Source organism: Streptomyces sp. 7-21 (assembly GCF_016741785.1).
Taxonomy (GTDB): domain Bacteria; phylum Actinomycetota; class Actinomycetes; order Streptomycetales; family Streptomycetaceae; genus Streptomyces.
Window position 1 is genome coordinate 50819 of sequence record NZ_JAERRL010000019.1, and the last position, 22321, is coordinate 73139.

The 22321-nt window shown below is 71.2% G+C and carries 27 protein-coding genes; 13 read left to right on the plus strand and 14 right to left on the minus strand.

Going from position 1 to position 22321, the window contains the following annotated elements; translation table 11 throughout:
* Positions 1 to 10: 10 nt before the first annotated feature.
* A complete protein-coding gene (locus JK356_RS20105) occupies positions 11 to 955 on the minus strand; it encodes a sorbosone dehydrogenase family protein (protein WP_201870087.1) in 945 nt (314 codons plus the stop codon).
* 74 nt (positions 956 to 1029) lie between these two features.
* Positions 1030 to 1467 carry an ATP-binding protein gene (locus JK356_RS20110; protein ID WP_236671651.1) on the minus strand — a complete coding sequence of 146 codons (438 nt, stop codon included), beginning with the start codon at positions 1465 to 1467 and terminating at the stop codon, positions 1030 to 1032.
* A 112-nt stretch (positions 1468 to 1579) separates the two neighbouring features.
* Between JK356_RS20110 and JK356_RS20115 the strand changes: the two genes are divergently transcribed.
* The 7 genes from JK356_RS20115 to JK356_RS20145 all read left to right on the plus strand — a co-directional run bounded on the left by JK356_RS20115 (position 1580) and on the right by JK356_RS20145 (position 5378).
* The gene (locus JK356_RS20115) at positions 1580 to 2479 is read left to right on the plus strand and encodes a helix-turn-helix transcriptional regulator (RefSeq protein ID WP_201870131.1); all 900 of its coding nucleotides are present in this window, start codon (positions 1580 to 1582) and stop codon (positions 2477 to 2479) included.
* A gap of 13 nt (positions 2480 to 2492) precedes the next feature.
* Complete coding sequence (locus JK356_RS20120; RefSeq protein ID WP_307815788.1) at positions 2493 to 2687, plus strand: DUF397 domain-containing protein; 195 nt, start codon at positions 2493 to 2495, stop codon at positions 2685 to 2687.
* 46 nt (positions 2688 to 2733) lie between these two features.
* Entirely contained in the window at positions 2734 to 2931 is a 198-nt protein-coding gene (locus tag JK356_RS20125) for a DUF397 domain-containing protein (protein WP_201870090.1), read from the plus strand.
* An 88-nt stretch (positions 2932 to 3019) separates the two neighbouring features.
* Positions 3020 to 3340 (plus strand): hypothetical protein, encoded by a 321-nt coding sequence (locus JK356_RS20130; protein WP_201870091.1) that lies wholly within the window; start codon positions 3020 to 3022, stop codon positions 3338 to 3340.
* A 306-nt stretch (positions 3341 to 3646) separates the two neighbouring features.
* The gene (locus JK356_RS20135; RefSeq protein ID WP_201870092.1) at positions 3647 to 4573 is read left to right on the plus strand and encodes a sorbosone dehydrogenase family protein; all 927 of its coding nucleotides are present in this window, start codon (positions 3647 to 3649) and stop codon (positions 4571 to 4573) included.
* Between the two features lie 38 nt (positions 4574 to 4611).
* The gene (locus JK356_RS20140) at positions 4612 to 5244 is read left to right on the plus strand and encodes a GyrI-like domain-containing protein (RefSeq protein WP_201870093.1); all 633 of its coding nucleotides are present in this window, start codon (positions 4612 to 4614) and stop codon (positions 5242 to 5244) included.
* Positions 5245 to 5258: 14 nt separating this feature from the next.
* Positions 5259 to 5378 (plus strand): SDR family oxidoreductase, encoded by a 120-nt coding sequence (locus tag JK356_RS20145; RefSeq protein ID WP_374100690.1) that lies wholly within the window; start codon positions 5259 to 5261, stop codon positions 5376 to 5378.
* Between the two features lie 70 nt (positions 5379 to 5448).
* Here the strand turns inward: JK356_RS20145 and JK356_RS20150 are convergent, their stop codons facing one another.
* Positions 5449 to 5736, minus strand: a complete 288-nt coding sequence (locus tag JK356_RS20150; protein WP_201870094.1) for a hypothetical protein — start codon at positions 5734 to 5736, stop codon at positions 5449 to 5451.
* Between the two features lie 57 nt (positions 5737 to 5793).
* Positions 5794 to 5964 carry a hypothetical protein gene (locus tag JK356_RS20155; protein ID WP_201870095.1) on the minus strand — a complete coding sequence of 57 codons (171 nt, stop codon included), beginning with the start codon at positions 5962 to 5964 and terminating at the stop codon, positions 5794 to 5796.
* Between the two features lie 264 nt (positions 5965 to 6228).
* Here JK356_RS20155 and JK356_RS20160 point away from each other — a divergent pair, with 264 nt between their 5' ends.
* A complete protein-coding gene (locus JK356_RS20160) occupies positions 6229 to 6882 on the plus strand; it encodes a sensor domain-containing protein (RefSeq protein ID WP_236671640.1) in 654 nt (217 codons plus the stop codon).
* A 74-nt stretch (positions 6883 to 6956) separates the two neighbouring features.
* Positions 6957 to 7187: a DUF397 domain-containing protein gene (locus JK356_RS20165; protein WP_201870096.1), complete on the plus strand. Its 231-nt coding sequence runs from the start codon at positions 6957 to 6959 to the stop codon at positions 7185 to 7187.
* A 16-nt stretch (positions 7188 to 7203) separates the two neighbouring features.
* Here JK356_RS20165 and mqnP read toward each other — a convergent pair whose 3' ends face one another.
* The gene (mqnP, locus tag JK356_RS20170; RefSeq protein WP_374100688.1) at positions 7204 to 8127 is read right to left on the minus strand and encodes a menaquinone biosynthesis prenyltransferase MqnP; all 924 of its coding nucleotides are present in this window, start codon (positions 8125 to 8127) and stop codon (positions 7204 to 7206) included.
* Positions 8124 to 9575 (minus strand): menaquinone biosynthesis decarboxylase, encoded by a 1452-nt coding sequence (locus JK356_RS20175; RefSeq protein ID WP_201870098.1) that lies wholly within the window; start codon positions 9573 to 9575, stop codon positions 8124 to 8126. Before JK356_RS20175 ends, mqnP begins: the two co-directional genes overlap by 4 nt.
* A gap of 50 nt (positions 9576 to 9625) precedes the next feature.
* Between JK356_RS20175 and JK356_RS20180 the strand changes: the two genes are divergently transcribed.
* Positions 9626 to 10099: a PLD nuclease N-terminal domain-containing protein gene (locus JK356_RS20180; RefSeq protein ID WP_236671641.1), complete on the plus strand. Its 474-nt coding sequence runs from the start codon at positions 9626 to 9628 to the stop codon at positions 10097 to 10099.
* A 216-nt stretch (positions 10100 to 10315) separates the two neighbouring features.
* On the opposite strand, the gene ccsB is transcribed toward JK356_RS20180, so the two are convergent.
* The 6 genes from ccsB to hemL all read right to left on the minus strand — a co-directional run bounded on the left by ccsB (position 10316) and on the right by hemL (position 16867).
* Entirely contained in the window at positions 10316 to 11449 is a 1134-nt protein-coding gene (ccsB, locus tag JK356_RS20185) for a c-type cytochrome biogenesis protein CcsB (RefSeq protein ID WP_201870099.1), read from the minus strand.
* Positions 11446 to 13317 carry a cytochrome c biogenesis protein ResB gene (locus JK356_RS20190; RefSeq protein ID WP_374100689.1) on the minus strand — a complete coding sequence of 624 codons (1872 nt, stop codon included), beginning with the start codon at positions 13315 to 13317 and terminating at the stop codon, positions 11446 to 11448. Before JK356_RS20190 ends, ccsB begins: the two co-directional genes overlap by 4 nt.
* A 5-nt stretch (positions 13318 to 13322) precedes the next feature.
* Positions 13323 to 14033, minus strand: a complete 711-nt coding sequence (locus JK356_RS20195; protein WP_201870134.1) for a cytochrome c biogenesis CcdA family protein — start codon at positions 14031 to 14033, stop codon at positions 13323 to 13325.
* 52 nt (positions 14034 to 14085) lie between these two features.
* The gene (locus JK356_RS20200) at positions 14086 to 14679 is read right to left on the minus strand and encodes a TlpA disulfide reductase family protein (protein WP_201870101.1); all 594 of its coding nucleotides are present in this window, start codon (positions 14677 to 14679) and stop codon (positions 14086 to 14088) included.
* 143 nt (positions 14680 to 14822) lie between these two features.
* A complete protein-coding gene (locus JK356_RS20205; protein ID WP_201870102.1) occupies positions 14823 to 15467 on the minus strand; it encodes a histidine phosphatase family protein in 645 nt (214 codons plus the stop codon).
* A gap of 74 nt (positions 15468 to 15541) precedes the next feature.
* Positions 15542 to 16867, minus strand: a complete 1326-nt coding sequence (gene hemL, locus JK356_RS20210) for a glutamate-1-semialdehyde 2,1-aminomutase (RefSeq protein ID WP_307815790.1) — start codon at positions 16865 to 16867, stop codon at positions 15542 to 15544.
* Positions 16868 to 17018: 151 nt separating this feature from the next.
* Here hemL and JK356_RS20215 point away from each other — a divergent pair, with 151 nt between their 5' ends.
* The 3 genes from JK356_RS20215 to JK356_RS20225 all read left to right on the plus strand — a co-directional run bounded on the left by JK356_RS20215 (position 17019) and on the right by JK356_RS20225 (position 19308).
* The gene (locus JK356_RS20215) at positions 17019 to 17591 is read left to right on the plus strand and encodes a hypothetical protein (protein ID WP_201870104.1); all 573 of its coding nucleotides are present in this window, start codon (positions 17019 to 17021) and stop codon (positions 17589 to 17591) included.
* Positions 17592 to 17671: 80 nt separating this feature from the next.
* The gene (locus JK356_RS20220; RefSeq protein WP_201870105.1) at positions 17672 to 18358 is read left to right on the plus strand and encodes a DUF3558 domain-containing protein; all 687 of its coding nucleotides are present in this window, start codon (positions 17672 to 17674) and stop codon (positions 18356 to 18358) included.
* A 98-nt stretch (positions 18359 to 18456) separates the two neighbouring features.
* Positions 18457 to 19308, plus strand: a complete 852-nt coding sequence (locus JK356_RS20225) for a hypothetical protein (RefSeq protein WP_201870106.1) — start codon at positions 18457 to 18459, stop codon at positions 19306 to 19308.
* A 226-nt stretch (positions 19309 to 19534) separates the two neighbouring features.
* Here JK356_RS20225 and JK356_RS20230 read toward each other — a convergent pair whose 3' ends face one another.
* Together JK356_RS20230 and JK356_RS20235 are read right to left on the minus strand one after the other, a co-directional pair.
* The gene (locus JK356_RS20230; protein WP_201870107.1) at positions 19535 to 21676 is read right to left on the minus strand and encodes a hypothetical protein; all 2142 of its coding nucleotides are present in this window, start codon (positions 21674 to 21676) and stop codon (positions 19535 to 19537) included.
* Positions 21673 to 22080, minus strand: a complete 408-nt coding sequence (locus JK356_RS20235; RefSeq protein WP_201870108.1) for a hypothetical protein — start codon at positions 22078 to 22080, stop codon at positions 21673 to 21675. The genes JK356_RS20230 and JK356_RS20235 overlap by 4 nt, the downstream gene beginning before the upstream one ends.
* Positions 22081 to 22321 lie beyond the last annotated feature (241 nt).

Here is a 22321-nt window from a genome sequence, read left to right on the forward strand (position 1 = left end):
CGGCCGCCGCTCACCGCACCCGCAGCCGCGTCAGCCGCCACCCGCCCGCCAGCACCCACAGCTCGCCCGCCACCGCGACCAGGCCCACCGCACCGGCCAGCTGCCCGGCCAGGTGAAGCTGCGGCGGAGCCACCAGCCCGCCCCGGCCGTCCAGCGGCAGCCGCCACAGGCCGCTCCCGGCGCCCGGCAGCCACAACGCCCCGGCGGCGCATGCCAGTCCGGGCCCGGTCTGCTCGCCGCCGGACCACAGCGGCGAGGCCGCGCCGCCGGGCGCCGCGACCGTGCCGGCGTCGGCCACCCACGGGCGGCCCGCGGCGTCCCACGCCAGCCCGCGCACGTCCCCGTGCCCGTCCGCGTAGCGGAACGAGCCCGGGTCGGGATTGCCGTCCGGTACCCGGCCCAGCGACGTCATCCGCAGCACCTTGCCCGCCGGGGAGGCGGGGTCACGGGCCAGCGCGGGCTGGCCCGCGTCGCCGGTTCCGGCGTACAGCAGCCCGTCCGGCCCGAACGCCAGGGCGCCGCCGCGGCGGGCCCCCGCCGCCGGGACGCCGGTGAGGAACGTGTGCGGGTAGTGCCCCAGCCCGCTGGCATCCCAGGAGTGACGCGCGAGGGTCAGGCCGGAGGCGGCGGTGACGTAACTGGCGTACAGCCAGCCGGGCTGGGCCGCGAGGCCGAGCAGCGCGTTCGCGGGCCCGAGCGAGACCTCCCAGACGACGCCGACGTGGCGCGTCTCGCCAGCCGCCGAGACGTGGAGCACGGTCCCGTCCCGCGCCCCCGCCAGGAAGCCGTCGCCGCCGGGGGCGGCGGCCAGCGCGCCCGGCTCGGCCGGACCCGGGGCACGGACGTCGATCACCTCGGCGACGACGGCCGCACCGCGCGCGGGCGCGGGCGACGGGGGCGGCGCCGGTGTGCTCTCCTGCGGCGGCTCCCCGGCAGCGGGCGGAGAGGCGGGCACGCCGCCCCGGTTGGCCGCCGGTCCGAAGGAACAGCCGCCTGACGCCGCTGCGCAGGCTCCCGTCAGGCACGCCGTCAGCAGAAGCCGTCGCCGCACGGCGCCAGTTCGGCCCAGACGGCCTTGCCGCCGCTCGGCGTGGAGTACTGGCCCCAGTCGGCGGCCAGGGCCGAGACGATGAGCAGGCCGCGTCCGTGCTCGGCGTCGGGCCCGGGCTCCCGCGGCCGCACCGGCGCGCGGCCCTTGCCCTCGTCCCACACGGTGAGCCGCAGCCGGGCCCGCACGGCGTACCAGGCCACCCGGAACGCTACGGGGCCGAGGCCGTGCTGGACGGCGTTGGTCATCAACTCCCCCGCCACCAGCGCGCCGTCCTCCGCCACGCCGGGCACCCCGTACTCGCGCACCACCCCGGTCACCGCTCTGCGGCACAGGCGCGGCGCGTGCGCGTCGGCGTGCAGGTGGGCGCTGACCTCCCAGTCCTGAAGACACGGATCGAGTCGCGGCGGAATCGTCATCACAGGCACGGCAACGGCCTCCTTTGAGGGGCAGCAGGAACAGCGCTCCACGCACGGTGGTTGACTTGGCACACACAGTAGGAGGAAACGCAGTCATATGACTACGCAACGAATGGGCGATTACCTACGAACGCCCGTTCTGGCGCAGAGGGAGGGAACGGTGCCGCCCCGGAGCACGCCCACAGCGAGACAGCGTCGGCTCGGCGCTGAACTGCGGAAACTCCGCGAACGTGCCGGACTCTCGTCTACCGAGGCAGCCCGACAGCTGAACATCACCCCGTCACGTTTGAGCGCCATTGAGGGCGGGCGCTATGGAGTGAGCGAGGAGCGCGTGCGCACGTTCGCGAGCCACTATGGCTGCGCGGACAAAGCTCTCATCGATGCGCTGGCGGCCATGACCAGAGGACGCCGACGCTACTGGTGGGAGGAGTACCGGGGTGTGCTTCCCGCCGACATGCTCGACCTCGCCGAACTCGAGTATCACGCCACGGCGATCCGGACGACGCAGGTCTCGCACCTGCCAGGGCTTCTGCAGACAGTCGACTACGCTCGCTGCGTCTTCCATCAGCACATCCCGGAGCTGCCACCCCCACTGCTTGAGTACCGGACATCCCACCGGATCAAGCGCCAGCAGATCTTCCTCGGTGACAACCCCAAGCCGTACCAGGCCGTCATCCATGAGGCGGCGCTCCGCATGCTTTTCGGCGGCAATGAGGTCACCAAGCACCAGCTCAACCACCTGGCTGACATGTCTGAGCACGACAACATCACCGTCCGGGTTGTGCCATTCGCTGCTGGAGCGTTTCCGGGCTCAGGCCAGACGGTCCTCTACGCAGAGGGAGCCGTTCCGCAACTAGACACCGTGCAGCTGGACACCGAACATGGGGCCGTGCAGCTCTTCGCCGACGTCCAGTTGGCCAACTACCGCACGTCGATGCGACGTTTCGAACAGATCGCGCTCGATCCAGATGACTCACGGAAATTCATCCGCAGTATCGCCAGGGCCCTATGAGGAGGCAATGACTATGCGCCCCACCGACCGCACCGTCTGGCAGAAGTCCTCCTACAGCAGTGCGGGAAACAACTGCCTCGAACTGGCACGCGTCGCCGCCGACCAGATTGCCCTTCGCGAGTCAGATGACCCGGGGATCATCCTCAGCACCAGCCGCACTCGGCTGGCAGCCCTCCTGAAGCTGGCGCGCCAGCACGAGCCACGCTGACGCCGGACTGGTGCGCCGTTCAAGACCTGACTAGGAGGCACCGACCATGTCCCCGTCCGACCGCACTGCCTGGCAGAAGTCCTCCTACAGCAGCGAGGGGAGTGCCTGTCTCGAACTGGCGCACCTTCCAGACGACCGGATCGCTCTCCGCGAGTCAGACAAGCCGGACACCGTCCTCACCACCAGTCCCGCTCGTCTGGCCGGGCTTCTTGAGCTGGCGCGGAGTCACTGGCCGGTGGCCTGAACCTTTCGCACTGACACCGCACTTCTGTCGGTGGGGCGTGGCACAATCCGACTGAGGAACAGACAGAGCAGTTGGGTGGTGAGTTGTGATGTTCCTGGCGCAGCTGGCGCAGCAGAACGAGGACGACATCAACCGCATCATTGGGGGGATCGCACCCAACTGGGGCCCGTTCGCCGCTGTGGGCGACCAGGCCCGCACCATGATCCAGGTGATCATGGCTCTTGCCATCCTCATCTGCATGGGCATCGCTGTCTGGGGTGCTGCCAAGCAGCGCATCGGATCCACCGCTCTGCGCGACTCGTTCAGCGCGGAACAGGGCAAGGGGCTCATCGTGGCGGGCTTGACCGGCATCTTCATCATCGGGTCTCTGGGCACCCTGTTCACCATCGTCTACGGCATGGCCATCTAGCCCGGTCGACGACGAACACGCGAGGAGAGGCACCGAACGATGCGCCGAGGCAGCCGTGCGCGACGGACGGCGAGCGGCGCAGTGGCCGCCGTACTGCTTGCAGCGATCGGTGCCGGTTGCACGGTCGGCCCCGCCGCCAACCGTGCCGAAAATGTCGCCCCTGCCGGACACACGGGCGGGCGAGAGGAGTCCCCGGACGACGAGCAGCCGGGCTCTGACTGGTGGGAAGAGAACGACCCGGAGCCAGAGGAGTCCCCGCCCCCGGTCCAGCCGCCGGAGCCCGCCGAGGCGGAAGGTTCGGCCGAGGTGACCGAGGCGCTGACCGAGAGCCTCGACGGACTGACCACCCCATGCTGTGTTGCCGCCTTGCCCAGCGGTGACGTCCTTGTCGGCGACGCCGGAACCAGCACGATTCACCTTCTGTCCGCAGACGGACAGCTCACGGAAGTGGGCACGCTGCCGGATGCTGAGGGCGGACTGCTTGGCCTGGCGGCCCGCCCCTCGGCAGCCGAAGGCGACGGCGTCATCATTGTCTACGTCTTCGTATCCGGCGGCACTGCCAGCCGCGTCAGCAGCTACCGGTATGTGACAGATCCGCCTCCCGGGCAGTCCCCGTGGGGCGGTGCCGAGACGACCCTCGTCGATGACATCCCGCTCGGGGCCGCGGCCAACGGCGGGGCGCTGGCGTTCGGGCCGGACGGGATGCTTTACGCCGGGACCGGCCAGGCCGGGCAGGGCGACGCGGCGGCGAGTGACCCGGAGTCGCTGGCGGGCAAGATCCTGCGGATCGACCCGGGCTCCGGCGGGGTGCCCGCGGACAACCCGTTCCCCGGCTCGCACGTCTACTCCTCGGGCCACACCGACGTGCGCGGCCTGGCCTGGGACGGGGCCGAGCGGCTGTGGGCCGTGGACGGTACCGAGCTGAACGCCATCGCGCCCGGCGGGGACTACGCCGAGCAGCAGGAGCCGGTGTACGACTGGGCCGACGCGGGAGCCGAGCCCGCCGGGCTGGCCTACGCGCCCGCGTCCCGCTCGTTCTGGATGGCCTCGGCCACCGACGGCGGCCTGTGGCGCGTCCCGCTGAACGGCGAGGACGTCACCCTCGTCGCCGACCCGGCTCTGCTGGACGACGGCCAACTCGCCCAGTCGCGTGCGGTGATACCCGGCACCGACGACGGCGAGGTGCTGGTCCTCACGGCCAGCGGCGGGCTGTTCCGGGTCGCCGTCAGCTGACACACCACCGGTCCACCACCACAGATACGGGGGAAGCGTTGCCCAGCACCGGCGCGAAGTACGACATCAAGCGGGACCTCCGGCAGTGCTACGCGCCGGCCAACTCCGACTGGCAGCTGGTCGAGATCCCCGCCCAGCGGTTCCTCGCCGCCGACGGGCACGGCGACCCGAACACCAGCGAGGACTACGCCCGCGTCGTCGAGGCGCTGTACTCCGTCGCCTACACGATCAAGTTCACCAGCAAGCGGGAGCTGGGACGGGACTTCGTGGTCGGGCCGCTGGAAGGGCTGTGGTGGGCCGACCGGTGGGAGGCATTCGTCGACCGCGCCAAGGACGAGTGGCACTGGCGGATGCTCATCAGCGTGCCCGAGTGGATCACCGGTGACCTGATCGAGGAATCCCGGCAGGCCGCGCTCGCCAAGAAGAAGCTCCCCGCGATCGACGGCGTCCGCCCCGTCTCCCTGCACGAAGGGCTGTGCGCGCAGCGGCTGCACGTCGGGCCGTACGACGACGAGGGCCCCAGCCTCGCCCGGCTGCACCACGAGTTCCTGCCCGCCGAGGGTCTGCGGCCGACCGGGCACCACCACGAGGTCTACCTCAGCGACCCCCGTCGCACCGCGCCCGAGCGGCTCAGAACCGTGCTCCGCCAGCCCGTCGCGGCGGCCAACTAGCGGCGCACACGGCGCTGGCCTTACACCGGTGGCCAGAGGAGATCGCTGCCGCCGTGGCCTGGCTCGCCTCCGGGCAGAGCAGCTTCGTCACGGGGGCGAACCTGTACGTCGACGGCGGTATGAACCAGATCTGACGGCGGTGGCGCGCGGCGCGGGGTGGCCTGCGGGACGGGTCAGGAGGACGGCGCTTCCCGGCGGGCCTGACTAGAAACTGCCCCCGCCGGCGTCTCCCCCGCCGTCGAAGCCTCCCCCGCCGCCGTCGGAGCCGCCGCCGGAACCGCTGTCGGAGCCACCGCTGTCTCCGCCGCCGCTGTCGGAGTTCCCGCCCCCGTCACCGCCGCCATCGGCGTACGAGAAGTAACCCCCGCCGCCGTTGGCCGCGCCCCGTCGGCGTCCTCCTCCCAGCTGCGCCTTGGCCACCCGCGCGATCACGACGAGCATCACGACCAGAACAAGGAGGGCGAACAGCACCGTAGCGATCACAAGCACCATGGCCTTGCCTGCCTCTCCGTCTCCCCCGGGTGTTCCCCCGTGCGCGCCCCGGCGCCGTCAGTCCCGGCTTCCGCCGCCCAGGCCGCCGCTGACAAGACTGGTCAGGACACCGCCCGCGCCGCGGCTCCTGCGGCGCCGGTCGACGCGCGGCGCCCGCAGCACCAGCGACACCAGCACCGACACGGCCAGCAGCAGCACCAGCCACGTCGCCGGAGATTCCCCGCCCATCGCCCCGCCTGCCTTCTCCTCGCTGTCCCGGATCCTTCCCTCCTCGCCTGCCCGCTTCCCGCCGTCCTAACATCACGGTCTCGCATCGACCAGAGCACGGCACGCATACGTCAGCGCCGCCACGCTGCCGTTACCAGCGCCACGGCGACCAGCCCGCCGGCCACCACCGGGGGTGACTGAACGGCCGGTGGGGGGTTAACCCCACCACCGATACGCCGGATAGACGGATGGGCCGCCGCCGCCCGGGCCGTGACCATGGACGGCATGGCGGAGACGATGACACTCAGCGGCACCACGGCAGCGGTGATGACGGCAGGCGCGGGCCGGGCGGCCCGGCGCCCGGGGCAGTTCGGCCGCGAGGTGGGCTACCTGCTGGCCGGTCTGCCCCTGGGAACCGCGGCCTTCACGCTCGGCATCACCGGGTTCACGCTCGGCGTGAGCACCCTGGTGATCTGGATCGGCTTTTTCGTGCTGGCGTGGGCGCTGTCGGTGGCGCGCTACCTCGCCCGCGTCGAGGCCGCGCAGGTGGCGTACGTCACCGGCCGCCCGCTGCCGCCGCGCGAGCCGCGCACCGGCTCGGGCCCGCTGGCGCTGCTCCGGGACGCGCAGGCGTGGCGGGATCTGGTGCACAGCGTCCTGGCGTTCCCGCTGCGGGTGGTGACGTTCAGCCTCACGGTGGCGTGGCTGGCCGGCGGCGCCGGGGAACTGCTGTACGGCGTGTGGTCGTGGGCGCTGCCCGAGGGTGACGTGAACGGGCTGTTCGAGCTGATCACCGGCAACGACTCCCGTTTCCTGGACATCCTGTTCCACACCGCGACCGGCGCCGTCCTGCTGGCCACCGCGAAGCCCGTCATCCGGGGCCTGGTCACCACCCAGGCCGGTCTGGCCCGCGTGCTGCTGCGCTCCGAGCCCCGCTGAGCCGCCGCGCCGGTACGGTGGTCGCCGGGACCGACGCAACGACCGAGCGCACGCGGAAGGCAGGGCAGCCGGGCATGTCGCGGATCACGCCGGAGCAGGCGGCGAAGCTGGAGTGGATCAGGGCCGAGGTGGAGGACGGCAGCGACGAGCACTGCTTTGAAGTCGCCGCCGGAGAAGGCGACCTGATCCACATCCGGCAGACCGACGAGCCGGAGAAGATCGTCACCACCACGCGCGCCAAGTGGCAGGCGTTCGTCCTGGGCGTGCAGAACAACGAGTTCGACCACTTCGTCGAGGACGCCTGAGCGTCCCCGCCGCCGCTCAGACGCCCAGGCCCCGCACGGCGAGGTCGGCGAGGGCGAAGACGAACAGGCTGATGCCGACGAAGCCGTTGACCGTGAAGAAGGCCCGGTTGAGGCGGGACAGGTCCGTGGGACGTACCAGGGAGTGCTCGTAGACGAACGCCCCGGCGACCACGGCCAGGCCCAGCCACAGCAGCACGCCGCCACCGGTGGCCACCGCGAACCAGACGAACAGCCCCATCGTGACGGCGTGGCAGGCCCGCGCCCCGTACAGCGCGCCCGCGACGCCGAAGCGCGCCGGCACGGACCGGACGCCGTTGCGGCGGTCCGACTCCACGTCCTGGCAGGCGTAGATCAGGTCGAAGCCGCCGATCCACAGCCCCACGGCCAGGCCCAGCAGCACGGCGTCCCAGGACCACTCCCCGGTCACCGCCAGCCAGCCGCCGACCGGGCCCATGGCCTGCGCCAGCCCGAGAATGGCGTGCGGGAAGTCCGTGAACCGCTTGCCATAGGGGTAGACGACCATCGGCACCACCGCCACCGGCGCCAGGGCCAGGCACAGCGGGTTCAGCAGCGCGGCGCAGCCGAGGAAGACGGCGAGGGCGACCAGCGCGCCGGTCCAGGCGGTGCGCACGGACACCGCGCCGGTGACGAGTTCGCGCTGGGCGGTGCGCGGGTTACGGGCGTCGATCTCGCGGTCGATGATGCGGTTCGCGGCCATCGCGAACGTGCGCAGCCCGACCATGGCGAGGGTGACGAGCAGCAGCGTCCACCAGTCGACAACGCCCCCGCCCGCTTCCCCCTCGCCGTCGCCGTCGAGGAACATCGCGGTCAGCGTGGCGATGTACGCGAACGGCAGGGCGAAGACCGAGTGCTCGATCATCACCAGCCGGAGGAACGCCTTGACCGGGCCAGGGCTGGGTTCGGCCGCCGCTACCGTCACAAGCCGTACTCCTTCCATCTGCGGGTGACACGTGCGGCGACGTCCGGATCGGAGACGATCATCTCCGGCCAGCCGCCGTCGCGGGTGTAGCCCTCCTCGGGCCACTTCGCGGTCGCGTCGATGCCCGCCTTGCCGCCCCAGAACTGCTGGTACGAGGCGTGGTCGAGGTGATCGACCGGGCCTTCGGTGAGCAGCACGTCGCGGGAGTAGTCGACGTTGCCCAGCGCGCGCCAGGCGACCTCGTGCAGGTCGTGCACGTCACAGTCGGCGTCCACGATGATCACCAGCTTCGTCAGCGACATCATGTGGGCGCCCCAGACCGCGGACATGACCTTCTGCGCGTGCTTGGGGTACTTCTTGTCGATGGAGATGATCGCGCAGTTGTGGAAACCGCCCGCCTCGGGCAGGTGGTAGTCCACGATGTCGGGCACGATGATCTTCAGCAGCGGCAGGAAGAACCGCTCCGTCGCCCGCCCCAGCGGCCCGTCCTCGGTCGGCGGGCGGCCCACGACGATCGACTGGAACAGCGGCTTCTTCCGCATCGTGACGCAGTCGATCGTCAGCGCCGGGAACGGCTCCTGCGGCGTGTAGAAGCCGGTGTGGTCGCCGAACGGCCCCTCCGGCAGCATCCGCCCCGGCTCCAGCCAGCCCTCCAGGACGACCTCGGCGTGCGCCGGGACCTGGAGCGGCACGGTCAGGCAGTCCACCAGCTCCACGCGCTTGCCCTGGAGGAAACCGGCGAAGAGGTACTCGTCGATGTCGCCGGGCAGCGGCGCGGTCGAGGCGTAGGTGACGGCCGGGGGGCAGCCGAACGCGATCGCCACCGGCAGCCGCTCGCCGCGCCGCGCCGCGACCTGGTAGTGGTTGCGGCTGTCCTTGTGGATCTGCCAGTGCATGCCGATGGTGCGCCGGTCGTGCCGCTGCAACCGGTACAGGCCGAGGTTGCGCACGCCGGTCTCGGGGTCCTTGGTGTGGGTCAGGCCGAGGTTGAAGAACGAGCCGCCGTCGCGGGGCCAGGTGAACAGCGCCGGAAGCCGCTCCAGATCGACGTCGTCACCCTTGATGACGACCTCCTGCACCGGCGCGTTCTTCACCTTCTTGGGCGGCACGTGCGTCATCGAGGCGAGCTTGCCGAACGCCTCGCGGACGCCGACGAAGCCGTGCGGCAGCTCGGGCTTGAGCAGGCCCGCGATCTTGTCGCCGATCTCGTCGAAGGAGGACAGGCCGAGCGCCTTCAGCAGCCGGCGGTCGGTGCCGTAGACGTTCATCGCCAGCGGCAGGTCGGACCCCTTGACGTTCTCGAACAGGAGCGCCGGACCGCCCGCCTTGTTCACCCGGTCCGTGATTTCGCCCACTTCCAGGTGCGGATCGACCTCCGCAGTCACCCGCTTGAGGTCTCCGTCGCGCTCGAGGGCCTTCAGCAGGGAACGGAGGTCGTCGTACGCCATACGCCCCAGTATTCCGGAACCATTACCCTGGGCCGTGTCAGGGGGCCATCATGCGCGGCCCGGCCCACAACCACCTGGGGGAACTACCGATGCTCAGGGTGCTGCTGTTCCTGGTCCCGATCGCGCTGGCCGTCTACGCCCTCGTGGATTGCATCAGCTCCAAGGACGAAGAAGTCAAGCATCTGCCGAAGCTCGTCTGGATCCTGCTGATCGTCGTCGCGTGGCTCATCGGGCCGCTGGCCTGGATCGCCGTGGGGCGTGACCGGGCGTTCCCGTGGCGCGTCGCCACCGCGGGCGGGCCCGGCGGGCGCGGCCGGGGAGGCTGGGTCGCGCCGGATGACAACCCCGAGTTCCTGCGCTCGCTGGAGCGGCAGCGCCGCGAGGAGGAGCGGCGGCGCCGGGCCGCGGAGCCGGACGCCGGTGACGGTTCCGGCGCCGGCCAGCCGGACGAGGAGCTGCCGCAGCGCGACGGCCGCGACGGCGACGAGGGGGCCGGTCCCGCGGACCCGCCGGCCAAGAGCTGATCCTCCGGCCCCCGCCCGGCGGGGGCCTGCCCCTTTACCGGCCTGCTGCTGCTTCCCGCTCCTTCGCGCTTCTTCGAGTTTCTTCGAGTTTCTTCGCGCTTCTTCCCGTTGTCCCCGTTTCCGGGTCCCGGGTTCTTCCCGGTGCTGCGGATCGCCGGTGCCCCGCCGGGCGCGGCGTCCGGCGGGGCACGGGAGCGGTGCGGGGCGGGTTACGGCTCAGACGCCGCCGTAGGAGTGCAGGCCCTCGAAGAAGATGTTCACGAAGTAGTAGTTGAAGATCCAGCACGCGAACGCGGCGATCGCCAGGTAGGCCGCCTTGCGGCCCTTCCACCCGGCCGTGGACCGGGCGTGGAGGTAGGCGGCGTAGAACACCCAGGTGATGAACGACCACACCTCCTTGGGGTCCCAGCCCCAGTAGCGGCCCCACGCCGACTCCGCCCAGATGGCGCCCGCGATGATCGTGAAGGTCCACAGCGGGAAGACCGCCGCGTTGATCCGGTAGGCAAACTTGTCGAGCGACACCGACGACGGCAGCCGCTCCAGCACCGACGAGGCGAGCTTCCCGGGCTGGCGGCCGGCCGCCAGCTTCGTCTCGTGCCGGTCGCGCAGCAGGTACAGCACGGTGGCGACCGCGCCGAGGTAGAACAGCGCGCCGACCGTGATCGCCAGCGAGACGTGGATGTACAGCCAGTAGGAGTCGAGCGCCGGAACCAGCTGCGTGCTGTCGTTGTAGAGCACGGTCACGGCCAGGCCCAGGTCGAGCAGGACCGTGGTGACCAGCGGCAGGCCCAGCCAGCGGACGTTCTTCTTCGCCAGCAGGAAGCCGAGGTACCCGGCGACCACGACCATCGAGAAGGTGGTCGAGAACTCGTACATGTTGGCCCACGGCGCCCGCCCCACGGCGATGGCGCGGACCAGGACACAGCCCGCGTGCAGCAGGAACGCCAGCACCGTCAGCGAGACAGCGATCCGGCCGTACATGTCGCCGCGCTCGTCGCCGCCCGCGGCCCCCGGCCCGTCGGGCACCTCGGGGCGGCCGGCCGGGCCGGAGCGGGTGACGACCTTCGGCCCCGACCGCTGGCGCGGGCGCTCCAGCACGGCCGTTGTGCCGCCGCTGCGCACGGTCACGGCGGGCGCAGCGGCGGCGGCCTCGTCGCCCGCTGCGGGCTCCGTGCCGGTCTCTTCCCTGCCGAGCGCCGCCGAGGTGCGGGCGACCTTGCTGCGGCTGCCGAGGACCCACTCGGCGATGTGGGCGAGGAACGCCAGCGCGTAGACCGCCATCGCCGAGTAGATGAGCATGTTGCTCGCGTCGGCGAGGTTCTCGTTGGCGGCGAGAGTCACGAGATTCATGTCCGTGCTCCTTGGGCGGTTTCGGTAACCGGCTCGTCACCGGCGCCCGCGTCGGCACGGGCGCCGTCGTCGTCCGGTGGCGGATGGGCGGCGGCCAGGGCCTCCGCGAGATCGGCGAGCTCCTCGGGCACCTTGGCGGACTCGGTGCGGCCGAGCGCGGCCATCTCCACCAGCGTGCCGCCGTCGCCGCCGGGTCGGGCGCGCACCCACACGCGGCGGCGCTGGAGCAGCAGCGAGGCGGCCAGGCCGGCGACGGCGGCGAGCGCGCCGGTCAGCGCCCAGCCGGTGCCCGCCTTGGAGCTGACCTGGAACGTGGCCCAGTTCTCCAGGCGGTCGAAGGTGAGGGTGCCCTTGCCGCCGGGCAGCTCGACCGACTCGCCGGGCAGCAGGTCGAAGCGGAACGGCTCGCCGTTGCCGTCCGTCAGCTGCTCCATGTTGCTGGTGTCGAGCTGGTAGACGTTCTGCGGCAGGCCGGAGTCGACGCCGAGGTCGCCCTCGTAGGCGGTGAGGGTCAGCACCGGCAGGTCGGGTTCGGGGAACGTCGAGTGCGGGCCGCGCACCTCGTCGACGTTGTAGGTCGGGTTGAAGAAGCCCTGGAAGCCGAGCTGGGTGGGCTCGCCGTTCTCGTCGACGAAGTCCGGGACCTTGATCACGCCGGTGGACGACAGGGCGCTGTCCTGCGGCAGGAACGGCACCGGGCCGCTGAACGCGACGTCGCCGCGCGCGTCGGTGACGGTGACGACCGGGGCGTAGCCGTGGCCGAGCAGGTACACCTTGGAGCCGCCGATCTCCAGCGGGTGGTTGGGGTCGATGCTCGCCTGGTGCTCGGTGTCCGGGTCGTCGCCGGTCCAGTACGTCACCTCGGCGGTGAACTCGGTCGCGGTACCGGTGTCGGGGCCCGTGCGGGCGAACGCGTAGTGGAACTCGTCCAGCCGGAAGCCGAACCGGTCCAGGTCGTCGACGTCGAAGAGCGTGCCGGAGGAGAAGTCGTCGTACTGGGTGAGGGTGTTGGAGAACCCGGAGCTGCCCTGCACGACGAGGGTGCCGCCCTCGGAGTAGTAGAGCCGGCCGTAGGCGAAGGCGACCAGCATCACGATCAGGGCGAAGTGGAAGACGAGGTTGCCCGCCTCCCGCAGGTAGCCCTTCTCGGCGGCGACGTAGCCGGAGCCGTGTGCCGTGCCCTGGTCGGTGCGGAACCGCCTGCGCCGCAGCAGGCGGCGGGCGTCGGCGAGCACGGCGTCGGGGGCGGAGCCGGTGTGCCACGAGGTGGAGGCGGGCATCCGGTCCAGGCGGCGGGGGGCGCGCGGCGGGCGGCCGCGCAGCTGGCCGGCGAACTGCCACGCCCGCGGCACGATGCAGCCGATGAGCGAGATGAACAGCAGGATGTAGACCGCCGAGAACCACACCGACGAGTAGACGTCGAAGAGCTGGAGCCGGTCGTAGATCTCGGCGAGGCCCTCGTTCTCGCGGCGGAAGTTCTCGACGGCCAGCGCGTCGACGCTGTTCTGCGGGATGACCGAGCCGGGGATGGCGGCCAGCGCGAGCAGGAACAGCAGGATCAGCGCGACCCGCATCGAGGTGAGCTGCCGCCACGACCAGCGCGCCCAGCCCAGCAGCTCGCGCGCCGTCCAGGCCAGGGCACCCGCCGCGCCGGGGGCGCGCGCGCCGCCGAACGAGCCGGCGCCCGCGACGGTGCTCTGGTGCCCGGTGTCCCCGGGCTCCTCGGCGGGCGCGGTGGTCAGCCCCGCGGCGGCCTCGGCGTCGGCCCCGGCACCGGCCCCGGCGTCAGCGTCCGGTTCGGCGGTCGGGCCGGCCTCGCCGCCCGCGGCGCGGGTGCCGCGGGTCTCGTCGTCGTCGGCGGCTGTCACGTCCCTCACATCCACACGTCGAAGTCGGCCGTCCACAGCTGCATCTCGTACACCATGTCGTTCCACAGGCCCGTCACCAGCAGCAGGCCCGTGACCACGAGCATGGCACCGCCGAGCCGCATGACCAGCGGGTAGTGGCGCTTGACCCAGCCGAACGCGCCGAGCGTACGCCGGAACGCCACCGCCATGACGAGGAACGGCAGGCCGAGCCCCGCGCAGTACACCACCATCAGCAGCGCGCCGCGCCCGGCGGTCGCCTCGGTGAAGGCCAGCGTGTAGACGGCGCCCAGGGTCGGGCCGACGCACGGGGTCCAGCCGATGCCGAAGACCACGCCCAGCATGGGCGCGCCCGCCAGGCCCATCCCGGGCTTGAGGTGGAGGCGGAACTCCCGCTGCGTGAACAGCGGCAGCACCCGCGAGAACAGGCCGGTGAAGAGCAGCCCGAGGATGATCGTCAGCACGCCGAAGACGCGGGAGAGTGTCTCCTGGTGCTCCAGCAGCCGCGCACCGAAGCCGCCGAAGAGCGCACCGCCGGAGACGAAGACGGCGGTGAAGCCGAGGACGAACAGCGAGGCCCCCAGCAGCATGCGGCCGCGCCTGGCCTCCGCCAGGTCGGCGCCGCTGACGCCCGTGACGTACGACAGGTAGCCGGGGACGAGCGGCAGCACGCAGGGGGAGAAGAATGACACCAGCCCGGCGAGCAGGGCCACCGGCATGGCCAGCAGCAGCGCGCCGCTCAGTACTGTCTCGCTGGCATCCACCGCACGCTCACTCCTCGTCCAGCACTGGCTGCAGGGCGTCGCGCAGTTCGTCGGCCGACAGCGGCTTCAGGGCGCGGGCGGCGATGTTGCCCTCGCGGTCGATGATCAGCGTGGACGGGATGGCCTGCGGGTTGAGGCTGCCGTTGGGGAACTGGAGGATCAGCTGGCCGCTGGGGTCGTACAGGCTGGGGTACGGCACGTCGAAGCGGCGCTCGAACGCTTCAGCGGGGGCTCGGTCCCGGTCCCGGGTGTTGATCCCGAGGAAGGACACGCCCTGGTCGGCGGTCTCCTCGGCGACCTCCACCAGGTGGGGCGCCTCGGCGCGGCAGGGGGCGCACCAGGAGCCCCACACGTTCAGCACGACCACGTCACCCCGGTAGTCGCTGAGGCTGAGCTGCTCGCCCTGGAGCGTCTCACCCGAGATGTCCGGCGCCTGCTCCCGCTCGCTGGCCGCGACCTGGGTGATCTCGCCCGTGCCCTGGACGAAGTTGGTGTCGCCGCCCGAGGTGCCCGCCTGGTCCCCGGAGCAGGCGGTAAGCGTCAGCGCCCCGATCACCGCGGCGAGCGCCGCGGACTTGGTGACGGCACGGAACTGGATCATGTGAAAAGTTTCCCATGCGCCCCTAGGCGATCTTCCGCGCCCCCCTTGTCCTCAATTGAGGCCCTGCTCAGCGGGGCCGTGCTGGGGGACCGTGCGGGGGCCGTGCCGGAAGAAGGGCCCGCCGCCCCGCCGGGCGCGGCGCGTCAGGCGCCGAAGCCCTGGCGGCCGGGCAGCAGGTCGCGGGCGGGTTCGGAGTAGCCGACCGAGACGATCTCGTCGCCGCGGAACGTGAAGGTGGTCAGGGAGGCCAGCGAGCACTGCCGCTTGCGCGGGTCGTGCCACAGCCGGCGGCGCTCTACGTAGCTGCGGACGGTCCACACCGGCAGCTGGTGGCTGACGCAGACGGCCTCGCGGCCGCGCGCGGCGTCGCGGGCGGCGTTGAGCGCGGCCATCATCCGCACGACCTGGTCGATGTAGGGCTCGCCCCAGGAGGGTTTGAACGGGTTGTACAGGTGGCGCCAGTTCTTCGGGTGGCGCAGGGCGCCGTCGCCGACGCCGAACCGCTTGCCCTGGAAGACGTTGGCCGCCTCGATCAGCCGGGGGTCGGTGGCCGTGACCAGGCCGTGCGCCTTGGCGATGGGCTCGGCGGTCTCCTGCGCGCGCTCCAGCGGGGACGCGACCACGTGGGCGATGTCCCGTTCCGCGAGGTGCTCGGCGACGCGTTCGGCCATGCGGCGCCCGAGTTCGGAGAGGTGGTAACCGGGGAGGCGGCCGTACAGCACGCCCGAGGGGTTGTCCACCTCGCCGTGACGCATCAGGTGAACGACCGTCTGATCGTTTCCGTTCATATGTCTCTCATTTTCAGTGGCCCTACCGACGTGAAATGTACGCCGCCCGGCAAAAACTGCTCAAAGAAGCGCGGTCACGCGGTGGCCGCCGCCGCGGCCCGGGCAGCGGCGGGCAGCGCCTCGGCCACCCGTTCCAGCGCCCGGTCGTCGTGCGCGGTCGACACGAACCACACCTCGAACCCCGAGGGCGGCAGGTACACGCCCTGCCGCAGCATCTCGTGGAAGAACGCCCGGAACCGGAACGACTGCTGGGCCTGCGCCCCCTCGAAGTCGGTGATCTCGCTGACCCCGGGCTCGGTGAAGAACACCGAGAACATGTTCCCCGCCTGCCCGATGACGTGCGCCACGCCCTCCTTGGCCAGCGCCTCGGCCACCATCGACCGCAGCTGGGCCGCCGTGGCGTCCAGCCGCGCGTACGCCGCGTCGTCGAGCAGCCGCAGCTGGGCGAGACCGGCCGCCGTGGCCACCGGGTTCCCCGACAGCGTGCCCGCCTGGTAGACCGGCCCGGCCGGCGCGAGCCGCTCCATCACGTCGGCCCGCCCGCCGAAGGCCGCGGCGGGGAAGCCGCCGCCCATCACCTTGCCGAAGGTGATCAGGTCGGGGCGCACGCCCTCGATGCCGTACCAGCCCTGGCGGCTGACCCGGAAGCCCGTCATGACCTCGTCGGAGATCAGCAGCGCGCCGTGCTCCCGGCACAGGTCGGCCAGGCCCTGGTTGAAGCCCTCCTTCGGCGGCACCACGCCCATGTTCCCCGGGACCGCCTCGGTGATCACGCACGCAATCTCGTCGCCGTGCTCGGCGAACGCGGCGCGCACGGCCGCGAGATCGTTGTACGGCAGCACCAGCGTCTCCCCGGCCTGCGCGCCCGTCACGCCCGGGGTGTCGGGCAGCCCGAACGTCGCCACCCCCGAGCCGGCCGAGGCGAGCAGCGCGTCGACGTGGCCGTGGTAGCAGCCGGCGAACTTGATCACCTTGGCCCGGCCGGTGAACCCGCGCGCCAGCCGGATCGCCGACATCGTCGCCTCCGTGCCCGAGGACACCAGGCGCACCCGCTCCACCGGATCGACGCGCGCCACGATCTCCTCGGCCAGCTCCACCTCGCCCCGCGTGGGCGTGCCGAACGACGTGCCGCGCGCGACCGCCGCCTGGACCGCCTCGATCACCTCCGGGTGCGCGTGGCCCAGGATCATCGGCCCCCACGAGCACACCAGGTCCACGTACTCACGGCCGTCGGCGTCGGTAACGTAGGGACCCGAGCCGGACGTCATGAACAGGGGCGTACCGCCCACGGCGCCGAACGCCCGGACCGGGGAGTTCACCCCTCCCGGGGTCACCTCGGCGGCGCGCGCGAAGAGCGTCTGCGAGACTGGAGCGTCGAAGGATGCGGTGGATTCGGTCACGCGCTCCATGGTGGCAGAGAGACCGAAGGCATCGCCTCCGGGGCGTTTCAGGGGCGCGTGGCGGGGGAGGTCTCTGAGACGATGATCGGGTTACAGACCGCGCTGGCCGCGAGGGCCGCGCGGTGGGGGACGCGAATAGTCGGGTGGTGACATGCAGCGCGGTGGCGGCGGACTGGGCGAGGGTACCGGTGACCTCGGGCCAGAGCCGCGCGCGCGTGCCCGCCGGGGCCGCCACCGCCGCAGGGCGATGGACGGCGCCGAGGGAGAGCTGCGCGGGCGGAGCGGCCGGATGGCCGTAACGTACAAGTACTTTGGCGCCCCTGACGGCGCCACGGCGGCACGGGTGCCGCTGTCCATGCGCCCCGAAGAGCTCGGCGGCGACGAGCTGGGCCAGGGCATGTTCACGCGGATCAAGCCGGAGACGATGGCCGCGATGGTCCTCACCGGCATCGAGGGGATACCGCTGCACCGCGTGCCCCCGCTCGAACTCGTCGTGCTGCACCCGGACTACGCCGTGGTGAAGCTGCCGACGATGGCGGTGGACCCGCTGCGCGGCGTCGGCGAGGAGAGCATGGGCGCCGCGGCGTTCATCTGGTCCACGGTTCCCGACCGCAGCGGCCCGAGCGACGCCTACGGCATCTACAAGCTGCTCCACGAGTGGCAGGACTTCTCCCGCCGCCTGCACGAGGCGGGCCACCAGCCGTACTGCCTGGTGTGGCCATAGGCCGCCGCTATGCTGCCCGGAGGCCCCGCCCAGCGGGGCACCGGTGCCAGCCGGCGGAAGGGAGCAGTGTGTTCCGGCGTGTGACGCGAGGCGCCGCGGCGGCCCTGGCCGTGGCGGGCCTGGCAGCGGGGTGCAGCACGGACCTCGGCGACGACGGCGCGTCCGGCTCCGGCCTGACCGGCTCCCGCAGCGCCACCGCCGAGCCCGGCCGCTACTCGGCGCTCCCCGAACCCTGCGGCACCGTCGATGAGGACACCCTGCACGAGCTGCTGCCCGGCGGCGAGCCGGCGGCGTACGAGGGCGAGCCGACGGCGACGTACGACACCGGGCGGCGCGTCGGCTGCGAGTGGAACGTGCCGCAGGAGACGACGGCCCGCCGGCTGACGGTCGACTTCCAGCGGGTGCTGTCGTACGACCCCGGGATCAGCGACGACGACCAGGCGGAGCTGGACTTCGCGGCGATGGCCGCCGAAGCGGGCGTCGCGCTGGACGACACGGCCACCGCCACCGTCACGCAGCCCGGGGAGGACGTCACCGCCGCCGCCGTGGACGACGTCGGCCACGCCGCCTACCTGGTCGACCAGCCCACCCCCGGCGACACCGGCGCCGGCCGCGAGGTCACGGTCGCCTTCCGCAGCGCCAACGTGATCGTCACCGTGACGTACACCGTCGCCACGACGCGCGCCGACGACCCGCCGGACAGCGCCGGGCTCCAGGCGGGGGCCCGTGCCGCGGCCCGGCAGATCGCCGGCGGACTGGACGGCTGAGAGCCCCGCGGCCGCGCCGCTCCGTTTCCCGCGCCAGCCGCCGCCCGGTTACCGTGCACCCCGAGCAGACCGACAGGACAGCTACGGGAGCCCAGACCATGGACCGACGTACCGCCCCGCGAACCGCCGTCGCCGCACGGGTGATGGCCCTGGCCACCGTGCCCGTGCTGCTGGTCGCCGGGTGCTCCGGGTCGGACTCCGGGGACGACGGCTCCGCCAGCGAGCAGCGGCCGCGCACCACGGCCCCGCCGGAGCCGGAGCCTGTGCGGTTCACCACACTGCCCGAGCCCTGCTCGCTGCTCGACGAGGACACGATCGAGGAGGTCGTGCCCAACGCCGATCCACAGTCCGGTGAGACGCTCAGCTCCAGCGACACCTCCACCTCGGGCGCCTGCCTGTGGTCGGGCCTGGACGACTACGACTTCCGCTCGCTGACCGTCTCGCTGCGCCGCTTCGAGTCCGACCCAGCGATCGGCAGCGGCGACGAGCGCGCCGAGGAGTACCGCACGCGGCTGGTGGAGGAGATCACCGGCGACGACGCCAACGAGGACGTCTCCGAGGAGCAGCTGGCGGAGACCGGCGACGCCGCCACGTCGATCTCCTACCGCGTCACCCGCGAGGACGACGACGAGGAAGAGGAGTACCAGCAGCAGCGCGTCGTGGTGCGCACCGGCAATGTCGTGGTGACCGTGGACTACTCGGGCGCTGGCTTCGAGGAGGCCGACACGCCGGGCGCCCGCGGCGTGCGCGAGGCGGCGGAGACGGCCGCCCGGGAGGCGGTCAGCGCCGTGGACGCCTCGGCCGAGGAGGACGGCGAGCAGGGCTCCGGCAACGGCGGGGGGAACGGCGGCTCGGGCGGCAAGGGCGGCTCCGGCGACTCGGACGACGACGGCGACTCCGACGACTCCGGCGAAGCCGACGACGGCGGGAACGGCAAGTCACGCTCCTGAGCTTCCCCAGCCCCACCCCCTCTCTCACGGCCGAGCTGCCCACCGTCGCGCCGATGCGATCGGCATGGGGCCGCCGTCCTCTCACCGCCTCGGTACACCGCACCTGCCCACAGACCTGAGCGGCCGTGGAGGCTCAGCCGTCGCCTCGGGCGACCGCCGCGCACAGACGAGAGCCCGCACCTGCGAAGGGTGCGGGCTCCGGCTTTCTCCCGTGCCTTAACGTGCACTACCCGTGCTCTTGATCACGGTGTCCCACGGATTTCTCGTCCTGGCTGGTTTCAGCCTGCTCTGTGGGCTCCCGCTCCGAAGCCGTGAGAGGACAGTCCGGGCGAGGACACCGGGTCGGCTCACGGCCCGGAAGGCTGGCCAGTGCCAGGCGAGCGCTCACGAGAGCCGGATCTTCCTGCTCCGGGTTGCCGTAGAGGAAGCGGGACATCGCGTCCAGGGGGGTGTGCGCGTCGCGCACCTCGGTGAGCAGTTGGTACGTGAAGGCCCGGTCCGCCTTGTTCTCATGGGCTGCTTGCGCCCAAGCCAGGAGCACACCGTAAGCCTGGTCCCGCACCTCGGGCTGCGAGAGCGTGGCCTGCCAGCCCTCGACGAGGAAATCCCGGTACTGCGGTTGTGACTGCGCCAACCTCATCAACGTCGGAAAGACACTCGAGGGCCACGAGGGGTCGACCAGGGCGAGGAAACCGCGGCTGCTACTGGCACTCTTCGGGAAACGGTTCAGCCAGGCGTCAACGCTGTTGACCACGCGGGCCAGTTCACGATCCCCACGCCCCGCATGAGCGACCAGTGCCTGGGCCGCAATCCTCGCTGGTTCGTCGTCGTACTTCAACAGATGGCGAATCCTGGTGAACGCGCGATGCGGCCAGGTGTCACGGTACCGTCCCTGGCAGACGTGCGCGACAACGGACCGCCGACTGGTCACCGGGGACTGCGCCGCATCTAACAGCACCTGATGCGCTCGCCGCGCGAGTTCGGGAACGCTGGCCGCCTTGGTCAGCAACTCAGCGACTATCGCGATGCGGTCGCCGTCGGCCAGCTTCGCCCATTCCTCCATCACTGGAAAGAAGGGCCCCTCAGCAGCCGTGCGAGACAACTCCAGCAATCGTTCGCCTACTTGCCTCGCCCACGCGGCAGCGACTCCTCCTGGAGCAGTGATGTCGACGAGCCAGGCACGGGTGACAGCTCGTTCACTAATCCAGTGACGCCAGTCCGTGCGAATGGCCGACATGGCCAGCCCTGGGCGTTTCTCGAAGACCGCCCGGTCATCGTCGGTGACGTCAACGCCCACACCTTGCATCCTGCGGCGTGGACTGCGCCCCTCACGATAACGGCGCGCAGGCGGCTCACTGTTACCACCGAAGCGGAAAGCAGCCTTGATGCATGTCTCCAGAGGGGCGCCTTCCAGGTACGCGGCAGCCAGCAGCATGACGCGGTCCTGGCCACGAGTTACTCCCTCAACCAGCACATCATCGAGAAATCCAGACCACTCGCGGATCTCGTCACGTATGTCCCGCAGCTCCTGAATACCGGACTCAGGATCCTGCTTGCCACGCGCTCGTTGCATCGCCCGGTTGAGGCGATCGCTGGGGATGCGGGACAGCCTTTCAGCCATCGCGACAGCATCATCAGGACTGACATTCGGATGAATCAGTCCTGAGAAGACGCCGGCCTCCGCGCTTGATCCTCCGTTACCGAAGGACCAGCTTCTTCGCTGGGAGTCGTCCGCGAGCAATGCCGCCCGCTCCGGGACGGACAACCGGTGCTCGAGGTGTTTCCTGGCAACCTGCACCGCATCCGGGCGCTCCGCCGGCACGACGTACCGGGCGTCTCCTGGCCACTGGTGGGTTCCGCAAATGATCACGAGACCGCTGCCGACGGCGGCGAGCTTCGCCGCCCAGGAGCACAGGGACTGCGCGGCGCTTAGTGACAATGGCCGGTTAGTGGCGTCGAAAACGTATCCCCGGCCCGCCACGGGTTCAGGAAGAATCTCCTCTTCCGGCGTCTCATCATCATCCCAGTCCTGTGTGATGTAGCGCAGCTCTGCCGGCTGGGGCCCATCGCCCAGGATGAGTTCGAGAGCACGCACCGCGGAAATGTCTCGGCCCGTTCCCGGATCACCCGCGATCACCGCTGCGCCGTCGGCCGACAGCACGCTGGCGGCGTGCTGCGGCGTAGCGGTATGCACCCACAGCGGCTCTCTGGCCGCCTCGCGCTTCTGTTTCGGCACCTCGAACGAGGGCACCTTCGGCCGCTTGACGATGCTGATAGTCCCGGTATTGGACCCGGCCACCTGCACCACCTGAGAGGAATGGCCAGAGACCGACTGGGACACACCCGATTCGTGCGAGCTCGTGCTCACGAGCGGCCCTCCCCCGTGTGCAACTCGCCGAAGTTGTCGCGCCCTACCTGGATGACCGGCCCGCTGTTTCCCGTCGCGGACTGTGTCACGCCGCCCTGCCGGTCCGCCGGAGTGCGGCTTGCCAGCTGCTTCAGGTCATCAAGTACCTCGGGGTAATCCTCAGCCAGCGTCAGCAGCCGCCGCCGCCATCGCTCCTCGACCTCACCCTGGTCCAGGGAGTCGATCTGGGCCTGATCAGCGTCCAGCCGCCTCAGCTGTCGCGCCTCCTCTTCCTCGCCAGCACGACGGAATATCCGGGCGGCCAGACGCCTCACACTGCCCCACCCAGCCTTCGTCATCTCAGCCACAAGAGCACCCGAAGCAGCCGTGGCCACAGCAGCTAATGGGATCTCACCGTCCACCATCGTTTGCACCTCCTTGGAACCCGCATGCCGATGGGAAGCACGAGACAAGATCGCAAGTCCGGCAGCGCCGCGTGGCGGTTCAGCCGAGGTTGTCTTGAACAGACCCAGTTATGGCGACTACGTGACGCAAGCCTGCAAGAGAGCGCTGATGTCTGACGTCCGGATGACCTCAGTCTGCCGGCAGTACGTTGGAGCAGGGGCAACGTCCCCCACGCCCGGAAGCTCGGCCGAGTCACGCTCG